Source organism: Nonomuraea sp. NPDC001636 (assembly GCF_040298265.1).
Lineage (GTDB): Bacteria > Actinomycetota > Actinomycetes > Streptosporangiales > Streptosporangiaceae > Nonomuraea.
In genome coordinates this window covers 30,020-44,690 of sequence record NZ_JBEOZT010000051.1, presented here as the reverse complement: position 1 = coordinate 44,690, position 14,671 = coordinate 30,020, and the positions used below count along the sequence as shown (strand labels likewise).

At 67.5% G+C, this 14,671-nt stretch carries 24 protein-coding genes; 20 read left to right on the top strand and 4 right to left on the bottom strand.

Annotated features, from left to right (window positions below):
• Nucleotides 1-137 precede the first annotated feature (137 nt).
• Nucleotides 138-647: a YkgJ family cysteine cluster protein gene (locus tag ABT158_RS48850; protein ID WP_352365954.1), complete on the top strand. Its 510-nt coding sequence runs from the start codon at nucleotides 138-140 to the stop codon at nucleotides 645-647.
• A 43-nt stretch (nucleotides 648-690) separates the two neighbouring features.
• Nucleotides 691-1,344, top strand: a complete 654-nt coding sequence (locus ABT158_RS48845) for a hypothetical protein (protein ID WP_352365952.1) — start codon at nucleotides 691-693, stop codon at nucleotides 1,342-1,344.
• Here the strand turns inward: ABT158_RS48845 and ABT158_RS48840 are convergent, their stop codons facing one another.
• On the bottom strand, nucleotides 1,345-1,758 hold the full coding sequence (locus ABT158_RS48840) for a GntR family transcriptional regulator (RefSeq protein WP_352365950.1): 414 nt from the start codon (nucleotides 1,756-1,758) through the stop codon (nucleotides 1,345-1,347).
• A gap of 139 nt (nucleotides 1,759-1,897) precedes the next feature.
• On the opposite strand from ABT158_RS48840, the gene ABT158_RS48835 reads away from it, so the two are divergent.
• Nucleotides 1,898-2,050, top strand: a complete 153-nt coding sequence (locus tag ABT158_RS48835; RefSeq protein ID WP_352365949.1) for a hypothetical protein — start codon at nucleotides 1,898-1,900, stop codon at nucleotides 2,048-2,050.
• Nucleotides 2,047-2,685: a hypothetical protein gene (locus ABT158_RS48830; protein ID WP_352365947.1), complete on the top strand. Its 639-nt coding sequence runs from the start codon at nucleotides 2,047-2,049 to the stop codon at nucleotides 2,683-2,685. Before ABT158_RS48835 ends, ABT158_RS48830 begins: the two co-directional genes overlap by 4 nt.
• On the opposite strand, the gene ABT158_RS48825 is transcribed toward ABT158_RS48830, so the two are convergent.
• Complete coding sequence (locus ABT158_RS48825; RefSeq protein WP_352365945.1) at nucleotides 2,675-3,226, bottom strand: hypothetical protein; 552 nt, start codon at nucleotides 3,224-3,226, stop codon at nucleotides 2,675-2,677. The two genes, ABT158_RS48830 and ABT158_RS48825, sit on opposite strands and share 11 nt — an antisense overlap.
• A gap of 354 nt (nucleotides 3,227-3,580) precedes the next feature.
• On the opposite strand from ABT158_RS48825, the gene ABT158_RS48820 reads away from it, so the two are divergent.
• From ABT158_RS48820 to ABT158_RS48755, 14 genes are all read left to right on the top strand, one after another.
• Entirely contained in the window at nucleotides 3,581-3,874 is a 294-nt protein-coding gene (locus ABT158_RS48820; RefSeq protein ID WP_352365943.1) for a hypothetical protein, read from the top strand.
• Nucleotides 3,871-4,548, top strand: a complete 678-nt coding sequence (locus ABT158_RS48815; protein WP_352365941.1) for a vWA domain-containing protein — start codon at nucleotides 3,871-3,873, stop codon at nucleotides 4,546-4,548. The genes ABT158_RS48820 and ABT158_RS48815 overlap by 4 nt, the downstream gene beginning before the upstream one ends.
• A 64-nt stretch (nucleotides 4,549-4,612) precedes the next feature.
• Nucleotides 4,613-5,344 (top strand): DUF2786 domain-containing protein, encoded by a 732-nt coding sequence (locus ABT158_RS48810; RefSeq protein WP_352365939.1) that lies wholly within the window; start codon nucleotides 4,613-4,615, stop codon nucleotides 5,342-5,344.
• Nucleotides 5,345-5,399: 55 nt separating this feature from the next.
• Nucleotides 5,400-5,840, top strand: coding sequence for a hypothetical protein (locus tag ABT158_RS48805; protein ID WP_352365937.1), 441 nt, complete (start codon nucleotides 5,400-5,402; stop codon nucleotides 5,838-5,840).
• 29 nt (nucleotides 5,841-5,869) lie between these two features.
• Nucleotides 5,870-6,217 carry a hypothetical protein gene (locus ABT158_RS48800; RefSeq protein WP_352365935.1) on the top strand — a complete coding sequence of 116 codons (348 nt, stop codon included), beginning with the start codon at nucleotides 5,870-5,872 and terminating at the stop codon, nucleotides 6,215-6,217.
• A gap of 4 nt (nucleotides 6,218-6,221) precedes the next feature.
• On the top strand, nucleotides 6,222-6,548 hold the full coding sequence (locus tag ABT158_RS48795) for a hypothetical protein (RefSeq protein ID WP_352365933.1): 327 nt from the start codon (nucleotides 6,222-6,224) through the stop codon (nucleotides 6,546-6,548).
• Nucleotides 6,545-6,775, top strand: coding sequence for a DNA-directed RNA polymerase subunit alpha C-terminal domain-containing protein (locus ABT158_RS48790; RefSeq protein ID WP_352365932.1), 231 nt, complete (start codon nucleotides 6,545-6,547; stop codon nucleotides 6,773-6,775). Before ABT158_RS48795 ends, ABT158_RS48790 begins: the two co-directional genes overlap by 4 nt.
• A 430-nt stretch (nucleotides 6,776-7,205) precedes the next feature.
• A complete protein-coding gene (locus ABT158_RS48785) occupies nucleotides 7,206-7,754 on the top strand; it encodes a hypothetical protein (protein ID WP_352365930.1) in 549 nt (182 codons plus the stop codon).
• Nucleotides 7,751-8,215, top strand: a complete 465-nt coding sequence (locus ABT158_RS48780) for a DUF6166 domain-containing protein (RefSeq protein ID WP_352365928.1) — start codon at nucleotides 7,751-7,753, stop codon at nucleotides 8,213-8,215. Before ABT158_RS48785 ends, ABT158_RS48780 begins: the two co-directional genes overlap by 4 nt.
• Nucleotides 8,215-8,961, top strand: a complete 747-nt coding sequence (locus ABT158_RS48775; protein WP_352365926.1) for a hypothetical protein — start codon at nucleotides 8,215-8,217, stop codon at nucleotides 8,959-8,961. The genes ABT158_RS48780 and ABT158_RS48775 overlap by 1 nt, the downstream gene beginning before the upstream one ends.
• Entirely contained in the window at nucleotides 8,958-9,338 is a 381-nt protein-coding gene (locus ABT158_RS48770; protein ID WP_352365924.1) for a DUF6197 family protein, read from the top strand. The genes ABT158_RS48775 and ABT158_RS48770 overlap by 4 nt, the downstream gene beginning before the upstream one ends.
• Before the next feature lie 53 nt (nucleotides 9,339-9,391).
• Nucleotides 9,392-10,333 (top strand): hypothetical protein, encoded by a 942-nt coding sequence (locus ABT158_RS48765; RefSeq protein WP_352365923.1) that lies wholly within the window; start codon nucleotides 9,392-9,394, stop codon nucleotides 10,331-10,333.
• A gap of 193 nt (nucleotides 10,334-10,526) precedes the next feature.
• Nucleotides 10,527-11,444 carry a helix-turn-helix domain-containing protein gene (locus tag ABT158_RS48760; protein ID WP_352365921.1) on the top strand — a complete coding sequence of 306 codons (918 nt, stop codon included), beginning with the start codon at nucleotides 10,527-10,529 and terminating at the stop codon, nucleotides 11,442-11,444.
• Complete coding sequence (locus tag ABT158_RS48755) at nucleotides 11,383-11,643, top strand: DUF397 domain-containing protein (RefSeq protein WP_352365919.1); 261 nt, start codon at nucleotides 11,383-11,385, stop codon at nucleotides 11,641-11,643. Before ABT158_RS48760 ends, ABT158_RS48755 begins: the two co-directional genes overlap by 62 nt.
• 46 nt (nucleotides 11,644-11,689) lie before the next feature.
• On the opposite strand, the gene ABT158_RS48750 is transcribed toward ABT158_RS48755, so the two are convergent.
• Nucleotides 11,690-11,923, bottom strand: a complete 234-nt coding sequence (locus tag ABT158_RS48750) for a hypothetical protein (RefSeq protein WP_352365917.1) — start codon at nucleotides 11,921-11,923, stop codon at nucleotides 11,690-11,692.
• 521 nt (nucleotides 11,924-12,444) lie between these two features.
• On the opposite strand from ABT158_RS48750, the gene ABT158_RS48745 reads away from it, so the two are divergent.
• The gene (locus ABT158_RS48745) at nucleotides 12,445-12,627 is read left to right on the top strand and encodes a hypothetical protein (protein WP_352365915.1); all 183 of its coding nucleotides are present in this window, start codon (nucleotides 12,445-12,447) and stop codon (nucleotides 12,625-12,627) included.
• 353 nt (nucleotides 12,628-12,980) lie between these two features.
• On the top strand, nucleotides 12,981-13,928 hold the full coding sequence (locus ABT158_RS48740; RefSeq protein ID WP_352365913.1) for a helix-turn-helix transcriptional regulator: 948 nt from the start codon (nucleotides 12,981-12,983) through the stop codon (nucleotides 13,926-13,928).
• A 2-nt stretch (nucleotides 13,929-13,930) separates the two neighbouring features.
• Here the strand turns inward: ABT158_RS48740 and ABT158_RS48735 are convergent, their stop codons facing one another.
• Nucleotides 13,931-14,458 (bottom strand): hypothetical protein, encoded by a 528-nt coding sequence (locus tag ABT158_RS48735; RefSeq protein WP_352365911.1) that lies wholly within the window; start codon nucleotides 14,456-14,458, stop codon nucleotides 13,931-13,933.
• Between the last annotated feature and the right edge of the window lie 213 nt (nucleotides 14,459-14,671).

The window sequence follows — 14,671 nt, the reverse complement described above, 5'->3', positions numbered from 1 at the left end:
TTTTTGGTGGGCGGTTGTGTCGTCCCGCCTCGCCCCCCGGCCTCCCCCTGCGTGTGGCGGCGCGCGGGCGGGGGGGCCCCCCCCCCCCCCCCCACGCCCGCTTCCCCCTCCCGGAGAACTTGATGAGACGTTCCGACATGGACACCAGGCTGGCCGACCTGTACGCGCAGGTACCGCAGCCCAACTGCAAAGGGCTGTGCGCTGACTCGTGCGGCCCGATCGACATGAACGCGCGCGAGCGGCAGCGCATCCGCGCCCGCGGCGTCACCATCCCGCACCATGACGACCAGCTAGACCAGGCGGCGCGTGAAGGCGATTACACCTGCCCCGCCCTCAAGGATGAGCGCTGCTCCGTCTACGCCGACCGCCCGATGATCTGCCGCCTGTGGGGGGCCGCCGAAGCAATGGCCTGCCCCCACGGCTGCCGGCCTGAAGGCGGACTGCTATCCGACGAGCACGGCTCCATGCTCCTGTATGAGTCACTAGCTCTCGGCGCGGCCGACGCCGACGTGATCGAGCAGCGCCGACGCCAGCTGCAGCAGCGGTTCGCCGACCCCCAGTTCCGCCAGGCGTATCGGGAGTTCGTCCGCCGCCCCACACGGCTGCCCTCCACTCCGCATCAAGGCGGCCAGGCGACCAGCGGATAGGTCTACGATCATCGGGATACCCCTCCCGAGCGAAGGCCCCGCCATGACCGACCCTGTACGGCGTCCCGAGTGGTACAGCTCAGCGCAGCTTGACGCCTACCAGCTCGACCCCCGGCGCGGCTCGGTGCGCAAGACGGTGCTCGTGGCAGGGGAGCGGATCGGCAGCATCGAGCCCATCCGCAGCGACGCGACCGGCGCCGTCGTCGGCTGGAAGGCCCGCAGGCTGTCCGGTTTGACGGTGCCCCGCGCGTCCACTCGGTACGCGCGAGCGCAGGGAGAGGCCGTGCAGGACCTGATCGCCGACCTGCACGGCCGATGGCAGGACCAGCAGTCGCAGCCAGTTTCCGAACAGGATGCGGACGCGGGGCTCAAGCCGCCGCTGGCGCAGGAAGAACGCTCGGAGCTGCTGCGCCGCTACACCGAGGACCTGGACAGCACCGTGGCCGAAATCGCGGCCGACTTCGACGTGAGCACGGCCACCGTCTACCGGCTCGCATCCGACGCCGGCGTCCACCGGCCCAACCGGCGGGGCCAGGGCCGATTGCCGAAGATCAGGCTGACGGACGAGCAGATGGCGGACCTGCGCGCCTCGTACCCCACCGCCGAGTCTACGGTGGACATCGCCCGCAGACTCGGCATCAAGGTGGAGCAGCTCGCACGCATCGCGAGCCGGGAGGGCCTGCGCCGCCCCAAGTAATTAGCGGGGCGGGATCTCCAGCCTCGTTCGATTGGCCGGGAGCACGCGCTCCTGGCCGTCCTCCTCGACCACCAGGACGGGCACACCCTGCGCGGGCAGCCCGAGGTCGCGCCGCTCGTCCGGCGTCGGCATGCGAGCGCGCACAACGGCCGGCCCCTCCACGGTGACGGTCTGACGGTCGGCCTGTTCCAGGACGAAGCTGCCCACGCCCTTGCGTGACTCGATGAGTCCTTCACCGCGCAGTTCGGCGAGAGCGTCCTCCACCGTGGCGACGCTCACGCCGTACTCGGCTGCCAGGCGGTGCAGGGATGGCAGCTTGTCGCCCGGCGCGAGGGCCCGGTCACGGATCTTCTGGCGCAGCACATCGGCGAGCTGCTTGAACAGCGGGCGATCAGCTGTGTGGTCCAAGGTCACATGGCGATGACATCAGGGCTATAGCGCCGTCCCTCCATAGCGTCTTAGCGCTTAAGCGCTAAGGTTGCGATTTAATGGCTTTCCGAAACCCGGGGGCCCATCTACCCGTGGGCGCCCCCAGCGTGACGAGGACGAAAAGATGGCATACGGCTGGGGACCAGAAGAAGAACTCATCCGCCTGGAAGACGCGCTGGCCGAGATCAGCTACCGGCAGCGGCTATGCATGCTCCTGGAGGCAGGGGAGGTGGATCCGCAGGGCGTGCGCCTCAGCGAAGAGCTGGAGGTGCAGTGATTGACCGCACCGCCGCGGGCATGCCGGTCCCGGCGATTCTCGCCAGGACGGAGGAGGCGGTCTATCAGCAGCTGATCTTCAGGCGGCACACAGGATCCGAAGGCGCGATGCGCCTGGAGCACGTCAACGTCAATCCCCGCACGGACTGGCGGCGCGGCATTCTGCTGGGCCGTGTCCATGACACGATGCGCGGAGACCCGATGTGGCGCATGCTCAACCACAAGCGGCAGTGGACGATGATGCGCAAGAACCTCTGCCAGGTGTGCCGGAGATCAGCGGTGATCCCGGAGACGGGCAGGATCTCCTACGTGGTCACGAAGACCAACTTCGTCGCCAGCGAGCTCGATCGACTGACCAACGCGCCGCCCACCTGCCGCGACTGCATCAGCCTGTCTCTGGAGTGGTGCCCGCAGCTCCAGAGCTCCAGCACGGCCTACACGGTGGCCCGGACGGAGCCGGCCGGCGTTCTGGCGGACCTGTTCCGCCCCGGCGTACTGGGCCCGGTGAGGGAGGCCAAGAACGTGTTCGTCGGCTGGGACGAGTTCGCCAGGCACCCGGTGGCGCTCGCCAAGCAGATGGTCGTGCACCTCGTGGACATGCGGGCCGCCGACCCGCCCCTTACCGTCACGCGCTGATCGACGCCGAAGCGGCGCCGGTGCCCGAGCCTCGGATGCCCTTGCGGCTCATCCAGACGTTGAGTGCGGTGTTGACGATTCTCTCGGGGCCGTCGCCGGTGAGCTCCCACACGGCGGTGAGGCGGGCGTCGGTCAGCGGGTCGAGCCGGGTGCCGATCTTCGGAGGCTCTTCCCGTCTGACGCCTCTTGGGCTGCGGCTCCTACGGTCCTGGTTCACGGGGGCCGCGCGGCGGGGCCGGTCCTCCGGGTGGGGGATCGGGAGGTCGCGTGGGACGGCGAGGGCATCGGCGTAGGCGTTGAGCGCCTCAATCACGATCGGCTGGGGCCCCAGGTGAAAGCGCTGATGAGCGGTGGTGAGCCTAGCGTTCATCTCGGGAGTGGTACGTACCGTGAGCCGGTACACGTCCTTCGGGGCTGTGCGCCGCGCAACTGGCGTTTTCGCTTGCGGGTTGGACGTGCCCGCCGATTTGCCGGCGACGTCAACGACGGCGAGCTGGCGAGCGCCGGGCCCTTGCTGGGACTTCGCAGCTTTCCTGGCCATCGGGGGTGTCGCCTCCGTTGAGTCGCGGATCACGGTTGGCATCAGTCTTCAGCCGATGCGCGTTTTTCGCAACTGCGGCACGCTGTGCGCTAGCTGGACCGCAAGCAATTGACCAGGTCAGCGCACATCACACCGAGAACCCCTCAGAGCGTCGCTAACGCGCATATCCCGCACCGCGAGGGAATCGCTCACCCCGAACGGGAACCGCGTTCACAAGCACCCCTCAGCGTCTCTCAGAGTCATTGCAACAACGCACCGACTTCTGAGACAGTGATCACCCCCCGGAACCCCAACCCCCGACCGAGGGACTGTAAGCGCTAGCGTGACCGCTAGCCGATACCGAAACGGAGCTACATGCACGACATCATGCGCACCCTCCTCGGCGACCTCGCACCCAACACCGCCGCCGACCGCATGACCCTCAAGCACCTCATCACCCAGCAGATCACCTGCCCCCGGACCGGCGTCGTCCTCGACGTCCGCCAGGCCGTCGCCTTCACCCTGCGCGACCAGAACGGCGCTCACGCCGGCTACCGGGCCGTCGACGCCGCCTGGTGGAACGCCAACCGCGGCGCCTTCGATGAGCTGGCCACCGAGACGAACACCACCGTCGAACTCCTCGACGGCCGCGCGCTGTTCGCTGAGTGACCAGCCTGCGCAAGCCCAGAGCCCGGCCGTCCGGCCGACCCCTCACCTCCACCCTGAAAGGGACCAACGTGCCTAACAGCAACCGCCACGACATCACAGTGATCTTGGACCGCTCCGGCAGCATGCTGACTGTCGCAAGCGACACCGAGGGCGGCCTTAAGGCATTCCTTGCCGAGCAGGCCGCCAACCCGGGCGAGACCTACGTCTCGCTCTACCAGTTCAGCAACCACTGCGAGCCCGTCTACGAGTACTCCCTGTTGGCCGACGTCCCGGACTACACCCTTCACCCCACGGGCATGACCGCTCTCCTCGACGCCGTCGGCTCCACCATCACCACCAAGCGCGCCCACTTCGACGCCATGCCCGACAGCGACGTGCCTGGCCGCATCACCGTCGTCATCCTCACCGACGGTCTGGAGAACGCCTCCACCGAGTGGCGCTCTCGCCGCCAGGTCCGCCGCCTCATCAACGAGCTGCAGGCCAAGGGGTGGGTCTTCGTGTTCCTCGGCGCCGATCAGGACGCTTTCGCCGCCGCTGGCGACATGGGGATCGGAGCGGACACGACCCTGTCGTACTCCTCCCGCCGCACCGCCGAGACACTGACCCGCGCGGGACGAATGGTCTCTCGCGGGGGCGGGTTCACCGCAGACGACCGCAACGCCACCCGCCACTGATCACCCCGCGTCCCTGCCTCTACCCCCGGCAGGGCGCCCACCACCTCCCGAAGAACGGAGACCCATGACCACCGAAGCCAGCAAGAGGACCTTCAACCGCATCCGCAAAGCACTGGCCAAGGCCGAAGGCACTACCAACGAGCACGAACGCGAAACCTTCATGGCCGCGGCCCGCGCCCTCATGGCCAAGTACGGCATCGACCAGGCCCGCCTCGGCTACCTCTCCTCGGGACGGGAGAAGCCTCAGCTCCGCGAGATCGCGTGCCCCCATCCGTGGAGCAAGGAACAGGCCGTCCTTCTCCACAACGTCGCCAACGCCCTGCGGTGTCGCACGGTCACCATGCGCGTCCCCGGCCTGAAGGACGCCACCGTGGAAATGGTCGGCTTCGCCTACGACCTGGACAGGGTTGAGCTGCTCTACCCAAGCCTGCTGCTGCAGATGCTCGACGGCATGGCCCAGCAGCGCATCCCACAGGGGGAGTCGAAAACCGTCTACCTCCGCTCGTGGATGTTCGGCTTCATCACCGAAGCGACCGCCAAGCTCGAAGCGGCCGAGAAGCACGCCGCCGACGAGCAGGCCGCCCAGGACAAGCCCGGCGAGGTCAGCACTGCTGTCGTGCTTCTGAAGAACGACGAGGTCGTGGACACGCTGTTCGCCAAGCTCTACCCGAACCTGCGTCGGGCCCGCAAGGTCAAGGTCAACAACGACGCCTGGCACAGAGGCGCCGAGGCCGGCCGACGCGCCGACGTAGGCGGCACCCGCCCCGACACCAGCCCTACAGCATCTATCCGCTAGCGAAACCGCAGGCGGCCTCGCAGTAAGCGGGGCCGCCCCCTTCCGGAGGAGCATCGTGGCAGTTCGCTTCGACCTCACCACCACGGCGGGCATCATGTCCGCCATCCACCATCTGACCGGCCACCTCGACACGGGGCGGGTCGCCATCGCCTGGGGCGACCGCGAGGAGGAGTACAAGCGGCGCATGCTCGTCCGATTCATCGGGCTCGACCGCGACAACAACGGGAAGCTCACGCTGTTCATCCGAGGCACCATCCCTGCCCCCATGATGCAGGACTGGCTGATCTGCTGTGCCGACCGGCCGCCCGGCTCGCAGCCCAGCGACAGCACCGACCTGATGGCCCGTTGGACCGGCGCCAGCGTCGTTCTGAACCTGCCCAGGCACGCCCTCAGCGCCGAAGAGGCGCACCACCTGCACGCCCAGCTCGCCGACGTCATCCGTCAGGCGGGCGGTCCCGAGCAGTGCGAGATCGACCCGCCGGGCCCGGCGCGGTGACCGGCGCACCACCTGACGAGACGTTCCACATGCTGGCCTACGCCTGGGACGTTACCGCCGCCAAGGCGCTGGCCGCCGGACGCGAGCCGAACGGCAGGCTGGCCCCGGCCGACTGGGCGGGCATCCTGAGCCTCATCGCGACTGACAGGGACCATGCGAACGCTGTGGACCTGGACGAGCCTCTGATCGTCGTTCTCATCGCTGACGCGGGCCACTTCCCGATCGACGGCTGGCACCGCATCCGTCGTGCCCTGTTCGAAGGCATCGAGTACCTGCGGGCGATCGTGCTCAGCGCCGAAGAGGAGTACGCGATCCGCATCCATGGCGGCGACAAGCAGCCGCACTTCCTGCACCACCCCACCCACCGAAGGAGATGACGAGGTGGCCGATCCCCACGCCTGGATCATCACCGAAGATCGCATCGCGACCAGGCCCGAAGAGTCCCGGGCCAACAGGTTCATCGCTTCGGCGAATGCCGATCTCACCACGCACTACCAGCTCACCCGCCGTCTGAAGGCGGGCGAAGGCACGCCGTGGCGGCTCTACGACGGCGACGGCAACCTCGACTACGCCGGCCGGATCATCGTCCCGCCGGGACAGGAGGGCGGCGAGCTGTGGTTCGCACCGCTCGACTGGGCCAAGAGCGACACCGGGTCGGCTGAGATCCACTACCTCAACACCCGCACCGGCCAGTGGGAGGCGCTGTGACCGTCGCCGAGCTCATTGCGCAGACCGGCCTACCCGCCGATGCGGACATCAAGGCGACGTTGCCGGGCTTGACCTGGCACGTCACCACCCCGCTGGAGAAGGCGGGCATCACGACCATGGGCGGCCTGCGCGTCCGCAGTGACGCCGAACTGCTGGGAATCCCTCAGTTCGGTGAGCGCCGCCTCGACATGCTCAAGGCCGCGCTCCAGCAGTGGGAGGCGCGGTGACCAATCCGCCCGCCCACTACTTGCGTGCCGTGGACGAACTCACCCTGGACCCCATCGTGCGCAAGGTGGCCGCCCGCCTCGCCGACACCTCCGTCGAGCAAGGCGTCAACGCTGACGGCACCTTGAGCTACGCCTTCCTGCGGGCCTCCGCGGAGGAATACCTCCGCGGAGGTGGCCAGCACCGCGGGCCCGTGGGCGCGATCGCCCACGCGCTGCTCCGCCTCCGCGCCGAACCTGTCCCACCCAAACCGGCTGGCCCCGCGCCTGTCGAGCTGGCTGAAGTTGCCCAAGAGCCCCCGGCGGAGCCCGCGCCGGGGGTGACGGCGATCGCCGTCGACGACCCCCGGGGGTGCGTGTCAGCGCACGGCCCGAACTGTCCGCACGACCGGTGTGACCGGTACGGGTGCCTCCTGGAAGGAGATTGCTGCCAATGAGCATCGACGCCTACATCGGACGCGAGGGCATCAAGCAGGTCGTCGGCCTGCTCGGCGCCCCGCCCAGCAATCCCTACAACAGCGTGGAAATCATCCCGACGTCCGTCAATGGCAGGCAAGACAACCCCGTCACCGTCTATCGCGCGGCCCTGATGTGCGCGGAGATGGCAGCCGAGGACAACGTCGACTACGGAAGCGAGCAAGGGCTGTTCACCGTCAAGTACTCCTTCGAGGACGGCGACGACGGCAAGGTCATCGCGGTCACCCCGATGGAGGAGAACGACGCCGACGCCGACCGGCAGACGGCCCGCGAGATCGTCACCGACCTCACCGCGCGGTTCGATCTCGACCAGTACGCCAAGCTCGGGCTGACCGGCGACCAGGTGGCCGACCTCGTCAGGCTGGGCCTTGCCGTGTGCGCCGCGTCGGAGGACTCGAACCCGCTTCACTGGGCGCTCGACTTCTTCACCGACCCCGACGCCCTCGTCGAGTTGGGAGAGGCCACCTGGCACAAGCTCGCTGACCCCTACCGGGACATCGCATGACCGCGCCAGAGGTGATCTACCACGGCTACCGCCGTGAGGTCGGCGACTCGTCTATCGCCATCGAGACCCCCGGCGGTGAGCAGATCGGCGTGGTCGGGCACCTGCCGAAGCATTCACCCACGGGCATCGGGTGGGGATACCACGGCTCCGGCGCGGCCGATTGCGCCCGTTCTCTGCTGATCGCCGCCCTGGGCGATGACGCAGCCTGCCGGACCTGCAACGGTACGGCCAAAGTGGTGTTCGACCTCAAGACCGGCAACGACCTGCCGTACGACCCCGACAAGGCCGCGGACTACTATCCCGAGCTGATCTACCGATGCGTGTGCGAGGACGGCTACCGAGTCGGGCCCGCCCTCTACCAGGCGTTCAAGTTCGCGTACGTCTCCCAGTGGGGCGCCGAGTGGCGCATGTCCCGCTCCGACATCCTCCTCTGGCTCGCCACCCAGCCGGGAGGGACGTGATGGTCCTGCGTGCCGTGACGATGGACGCGAAGGCCACGAAGGTGCGCGTGCTGCGCGCCGACACCGCCGAGCTGAGCGACCTGTTCGACGGCTCTCCGCCGGACGGGTACGTGATCACACTCACCGGCCGCAACGACGAGACCGTGGTCTGCGGCAGTCACATCGAGATCGCCGCCATCGTCCGCAAGCTCGCTGTGGAGGCCCGGCACCGGTTCGCCGGCAGCGGCGTGCCCACCGTGCCGAACTACGACCTGCACGTGTACACCATCGCCGACCACCTGCGGTTCCTGCGTCTCGTGCCGGACGAGGACGGCGCGCTGCTGGCGGCCGGGCAGATCCTCGACCACCTACGCGGCAGAGGGTTCGACGTCATCACCCGCGCCGACGAAGCGGACGAGACCGGACCGCCGTCGCTGCCGGTGCTGTGGCCGGGCACGGACATCACCCCGGAACTGCTGAAGCCAGGACGGATCGTGCAGCGCTACCCCGAGCGCACCCGCGGCGGCCAGTGGATATCGGTCATGCCGTGCTGCGGCCGCGCGGCACGACTGCCGGACCCGCCCGGCGACGAAGAGAAGGGGGGAGGGGAGGGGGTTGCGGTGTTCTGCAACGCCTGCAAGATCCTCTACACGTTGCGCTGGCAGCAAGAGCCCGACGAAGGGTGGGGGCCGTCCTGGCTGGCCAGCTTCGAGGTCACCCACACGAAGGTGGCGACCGCCACCGGCAACTACCGGAGGAGATCATGAACGAACAGGCGCGGGCGCTGCTGCTCAAGGCGGCCGATGTTCAGGAAACGAACGGGCTGCACCAGGGCGGTTACTACGATCGGCGTCAGGCCGCGCAGGAACTGCTCGACATGCGCAAGTGCCGGGTCTGTGCGCTCGGCGCGATCGCCACGGCGGCGGGGCTGTTCCCGAACGAGATCATGTCCGGATTCCCCGGCGCGAGCACAGCGCGGCAGGCAGCCGGGCTGCTTGCCGCCTACCTGATCGAGCACAACCTGGCGATCCCGTCTGAGGAGGGCCCTCTCCCAGTGGTCGGTACGAACTGGGCGGACCGGCCAGGGCAGACTGCCGCCGGTGTCGCCTCCGTCATGCGGGCCGCCGTGCGAGATATCCGCTAGCAGTTACGCTAGCTTCCATGCCGCCCCTCCGGCCGAGGAAGAGAGCGTGAGAGTTGAGCGAGGCCCCGCTGTGTGTTGCCCCCCGCTGCGGCGGACAGCGGGGCCCCCGCCAGGCCGAATCGGGCTGGCTCATCTGCACGTCCTGCCAGACGCGGCTGGAGCGCGACGTGCGGATTACGCCCACGCTTGAGCGGTGGCTGGCCTATCACGTCGTACCCGGCAGCGGGGGAGGGCCGAAGGTCTCCGGTAGCCGCGAGGCCCCCGTGCCGGTCAGGCTGGACGTCCTCGATCACGTCGCTCACATCGAGCACATCCTGAAGTCCTGGGTGTGGCTCATTGCCGAGCACCGCGGCTTGATGTACCCGAGCCACACGTCGATCACCGGCCTCGCCCTGTGGCTGGCCCAGGATCTGCAGTGGCCGGCCACCAGACCATGGATCAGCGACATGTGCGACGAACTGGCGGGACTGCGCCGGACCGCGCACGCACTCGCTCCCTGGCGGGTGCAGGTGGACTACCTGACGGGCCCATGCCCGTCATGCGACCTCCGGGCCTTGATCCAGGTGGCCGGGGAGACGTACATCGAGTGCGACCTACGGGCCGGCGGCTGCAACAGCCTCTGGACCGGGCAGGAGTATCACCGCCGTGTGAAGGAGATCGCCGACGAGCACCAGGCGACTACGATGCTGACCATGGCCAGGCGACACCCCGGGCGGCTCCCCCCGGCAGAGCAACGCGCGGAAGCGGAACGGGATCTACAGACGGTGGCAGAGGAGTACGCGAAGGCCAAACAAGCTGCCGACGAGGCGTACCAGCGGGCGATGGCCAAGCCGACGACTCGCCTGCACGCCGCGATCCGTGTTGCGGCGGCCCCACCTGAGGGCGTTCCGGCCGCCGAGAAGAAGAGCCTGGTGACGCGGAACCGCATCTCCGAGATCACGGGTATCCCGGTTCGGGTGGTCCAGCGCATTGTCAACGAGGGCGAGGCGTCGTAGGGTCGCAGCGGTTGCGTTGCTCACGAAAACCCCGGCATGAAGGTGCCGGGGTTTTCTTGTACGTCACTCCAGGCTGAGGCAGACGCGCGAGATGGCAAGAAGGTTTACAGTAATCCAGTTTTTCTGATTACGAATTCAACGCGATTAAGTGCAGGCATGGAACGTCGAACGGATGCTCCGGGACAATCGCCGCATGCCGCGCATGAGTCCGCCCTTACAACAGGAGAAGCTAGGCCGTGAGCTGCGGGCTCTGCGGCTGGCGCGGGGCCTCACCATTACTCAGGTCGCCCAGAGGTTGGGGTGCGCGAGCGGAAAGGTCTCGCAGGTCGAGAACGGCCTGACCCTAGTTACGCCCGGGTATGTACGCGACGTCCTGGACCTCTGCCAGGCGGACGAGGGAACCCGCGAGCTCTGCCTGCAGCTGATCACCGATGCCCGGCGCACGCCCTGGTGGAGACGCGGCGAATTCCGTCAGGTTCTCGGCCCGTTCATCGTCTATGAGACCGAGGCCAGACGTCTGTGCTACTGGCAGGCCCAGGTGATTCCCGGGCTGCTCCAGACGTTCTCTTACGCCTGCGAGGTCATCAGCGCCGACCGGCCCTGGGAGGGGGAGGACCTCGTGCGGTTGCGGGCAAGGGCGAGAATCGCCCGGCGATGGGTCCTCAGCCATGAGTCTGATCCACTGATGGTGGACGCCATCGTGAGCGAGGACGCGCTGCATCGGCCAGTCGGACGCTCCGCGGTGATGGTGGAACAGCTCGCCCATCTCCTTGAGGTCGGCGGCTGGCCGACGGTGCAGTTGCGCGTGGTGCCGCGTTCGGTCGGCGCACACGCGGGCCTGACCTGCTCCTTCGTGCTGTTTCAAATGCAGGATGCACGGACCGTGCTGTATCGAGAGGGTGGCGTGGATGAGATCGTTGATCTCGGCGCGGGCGTTGCGCAGGAGTACGAGCGACGCTTCGAGCATCTGACCCGCGTCGCGCTGACGCCGGAGGCGTCGGCCGATCTGATCCATTCGATCCGCGAGGAGTTTGTGCGTGCCGAGCAGCATGACGAGCAGCGTGCCGAACAGCCTGCCGAGCAAGGAGCATTTGACGGAGGCATGGCGTAAGGCCACACAGTCGGAGTCCGGGGGCTGTGTGTGGGTGCGGTTGTCGGGGAACCGCATCGAGGTAGCAGGATCGTCCCCGGCCGGAGAGGGCCCCGATTTGGCCGGGCCGATCAACCAGTTCACCCCGCACGAGTGGCGCGTGTTCCTCGCCGGCGTCCGGGGGAGCCAGCGCTTCGACCTTCCCGACGGCTCTGTGTAGGAACACGCTCCAGGTCGGCGTGCCGCTGGCCTGGAGCGTGCCATTCTCAGCGTTGGCGCTGCGCGCTGCGATGGCCATCGCGCAGGCCCGCTTCGTAGGCAATCTCAGTGGGCACGGGGGGCGGCGATGGCCAGGACTCGACCCTTTTGGTGAATGCGCTGGTGAGCAGGGCCATGACGGCGACGCTAGTGCCGGCGATGGGCAGGGGCGGCTCGCCTGCGGCGGCGAGCAGGAAAGTGAACAGGGTGCTCATGCCGAGCACCCTGGTGGATTCGATCATGACGGCAGTCCCTCGCCTTAGGGATGTTGAGCTTTGAACCACCACACTGTGTCACGCATGAATTTCATCGTCACGCCTCTGGCGTCGATCGTTACGTTCTTTCACAATCTGCACCGATCACACACAGTTTTGGTAACGTCCCATATGGCACTTTCGTGCCATGGTTGGAACGTGCCGCCAGAAAGGCTGGACAGGAACACGGGTGGGCCATTTGCATATTCCTCCACGAGCGGTAACAAACATCGCTGACATCCAGGCTTGGCGTTCGTCAGCAGGTGAACCGCTGTACGTGGACAATCCCTCGAACTGAGAAAGGCACCACCATGCTGTCTCGACTGTCCCGCACCGCACGGACCCTGCTCGCCACGGCAGGGGCGGCCGTACTACTGGCCACGGCGACCGCGGCTTACGCCGATGACGAGCCTGCCCCCGCTACAACCGGCGCCAGCGAGCCGGTGCTCACGCAGGGACCTACGGTAAGCCCCGAGCCGGCCGCGTCGGAGAGTCCTGCGGGTTCCCCTGTGACGACCGCGCCGTCTGGCGCGCCCGTCACCACAACCAGCACCACCTACACCAAGGTCGTCAACCATGACGGGTCGGTGACGATCACCACGACGCGTATTACCACGACGAGTAAGAGCGTCACCTACGCCAAGGCGAACGAGGTGCCCGCTGCGCTGCAGGCGCACATGGGCGGCTGGTGATCGGGACGGTGCGCCCAGCGGATGTCCGGCCACGCCGATTCGATCGCGCCTGGCTGACATCCGCGATCGGGGCGGGCACAAGCTGGATCGCCTGTCCGGCCACCCTCACCGGGGGTGGCCACCTCGGTGAGGACGAGATGCTGCTTTTCGCTGGATGGGTCGCCGCAGTGGCGCTGCCTCTCACGTTGCTGGCGGTCCGGCTCCACCCCGCCCAGCGTCGGGCGGCCAAGGCGTATCGGGCGTATCGCATGGGACACATGCATGGACGAGAAGCCGCGGCTGACAGAGCTGCCAGGGCGGCCAGAACGTAGAAACAGGTCCCGGCCTGACGGGGCCCAGGCCATGGGGAAGGCATGTACCAGATTTTCGGCCTCGACGACGACGCCGAGGCGCTCTACCGCCTGTTGTTACGCGAAGGGCCCCTGCGTGCGGACTCCTTCGCCCTCAACCCGGCAGAGGGCGCCATCATCGAGCGGCTACGCGATGATGGGTTGATCTACGGGGAAGACGTGCTCACCGCAGCCCGCCCTGGCCTAGCTCTGAAGGGCCGGCTGCTGGAACGGCAGCGTGCCATCAACGCGGCCGAGGCGCTGATGACCGAGTACGAAGCGCTCTACCAGTCGAACAGCCGTCACTACAGCGACGGCGTGCCGGTCGAAGTACTGACCGACCCGGCGCACATCCGGCGGACCTTCAGCCACATCGAGGGCTCGGCCCGCAGCGAGCTGCTGTCGTTCGTGACAGCCCCCTTTCAGGTCGTCACGGGGGACCGGCGTGTGCTGGACCCCAGCGATCACCCGCGGTGCCGGATTCTGGTAGAGGAAGAGGTGTTCACGGACGAGGCCGCCGTCGCCGCTGCGCAGCACTCGGCCGACAGCGGGTGCGAGGTCCGCGTCATCGACAGACTGCCCTTCAAGCTGATCATCGGCGACCGGCGCCAGGCGCTGGTCCCTCAGGCGCCCGGGGAGACGATGCCAGTGCTCCTGATCCACGCGGGCACGGTGCTGGACGCGCTGGTGGCGACGTTCGACGTGTTCTGGGAGCGGGCCCTGCCGCGCAGGACGGCCTGGCGCAACAACGGAACGGATGACACCAGGCCCACCCAGCAGGAGATTACGATCCTGCGGCATCTGGCCAGAGGAGCCACCGAGCAGCAGATCGCCACGACGCTCACCATCTCCAAGCGCACGGTGATTCGCCGAATCCAGCAGCTCATGGATCGGGCCGGCGTGGACACGCGCTTTCAGCTCGCTCTGCACGCGGCGCGCGCTGGGTGGCTGTCGAAGGTAGTCGACGCCTGACCTCAGGCGGTGTCGATGCCGAGCTGGACGTCGACTAGGTCGGCGGTGGATTCGTAGTGCTTGAGCAGTGAGGCGATCATGCGGTCCTGCTCTGCGGGGGTGGTGTCGCGCATGGCGCGGATCTGCTGGATCTGGCGGCGCTGACGATCGGTGAGCTGGTCTAGATCGAGCGCTGGGTGCGTGGCGGGTACGGCATGGGGCGCTGGGATGCCGAGTTCCGGCGCTCCGTGCTCTCGTACGCGTTCCAGCAGGCGGGCGGCGCCGGGGCGGCCCATGTCGTGCTCGAGTTCGTTCGGCTCGATGTTGCGGTAGATGAGGGCGAGGACGACCACCTGGTGGTCGTCGGCTTCGCGCCGGCCGGACTCCCAGTGGTCGATGTTGTTGCGGCTGAACTTCCTGCGAGTCATCTCGGCGAAAAGCCGTGCGACTTCGGCGACTTTGAGGCCGTCGAGCCGTGCCGTTCGCTTGGCTTTGAGAAATGCGCCTTGCTGTGCGTACGGCAGGGTCTCGCCGCGTGTGCTGGTGGCCACGGCCGCCCTCCCTTCGTCATCTGACTGCGGTTTTTTCGCGCCGACGGCCACCGTATCAAGGCGTGTGGCTTTTGGCCTACACGTGTGCCGATCTGCTACACGAACTCACACGTATGCCCGCGTATGTGTGAGTTTGTGTGAACACAGAAGCGCAAAAGCGTTGACCTTCTCACACAAATCACACTATGTTCGACGGGTGCGCGACCATAGTTC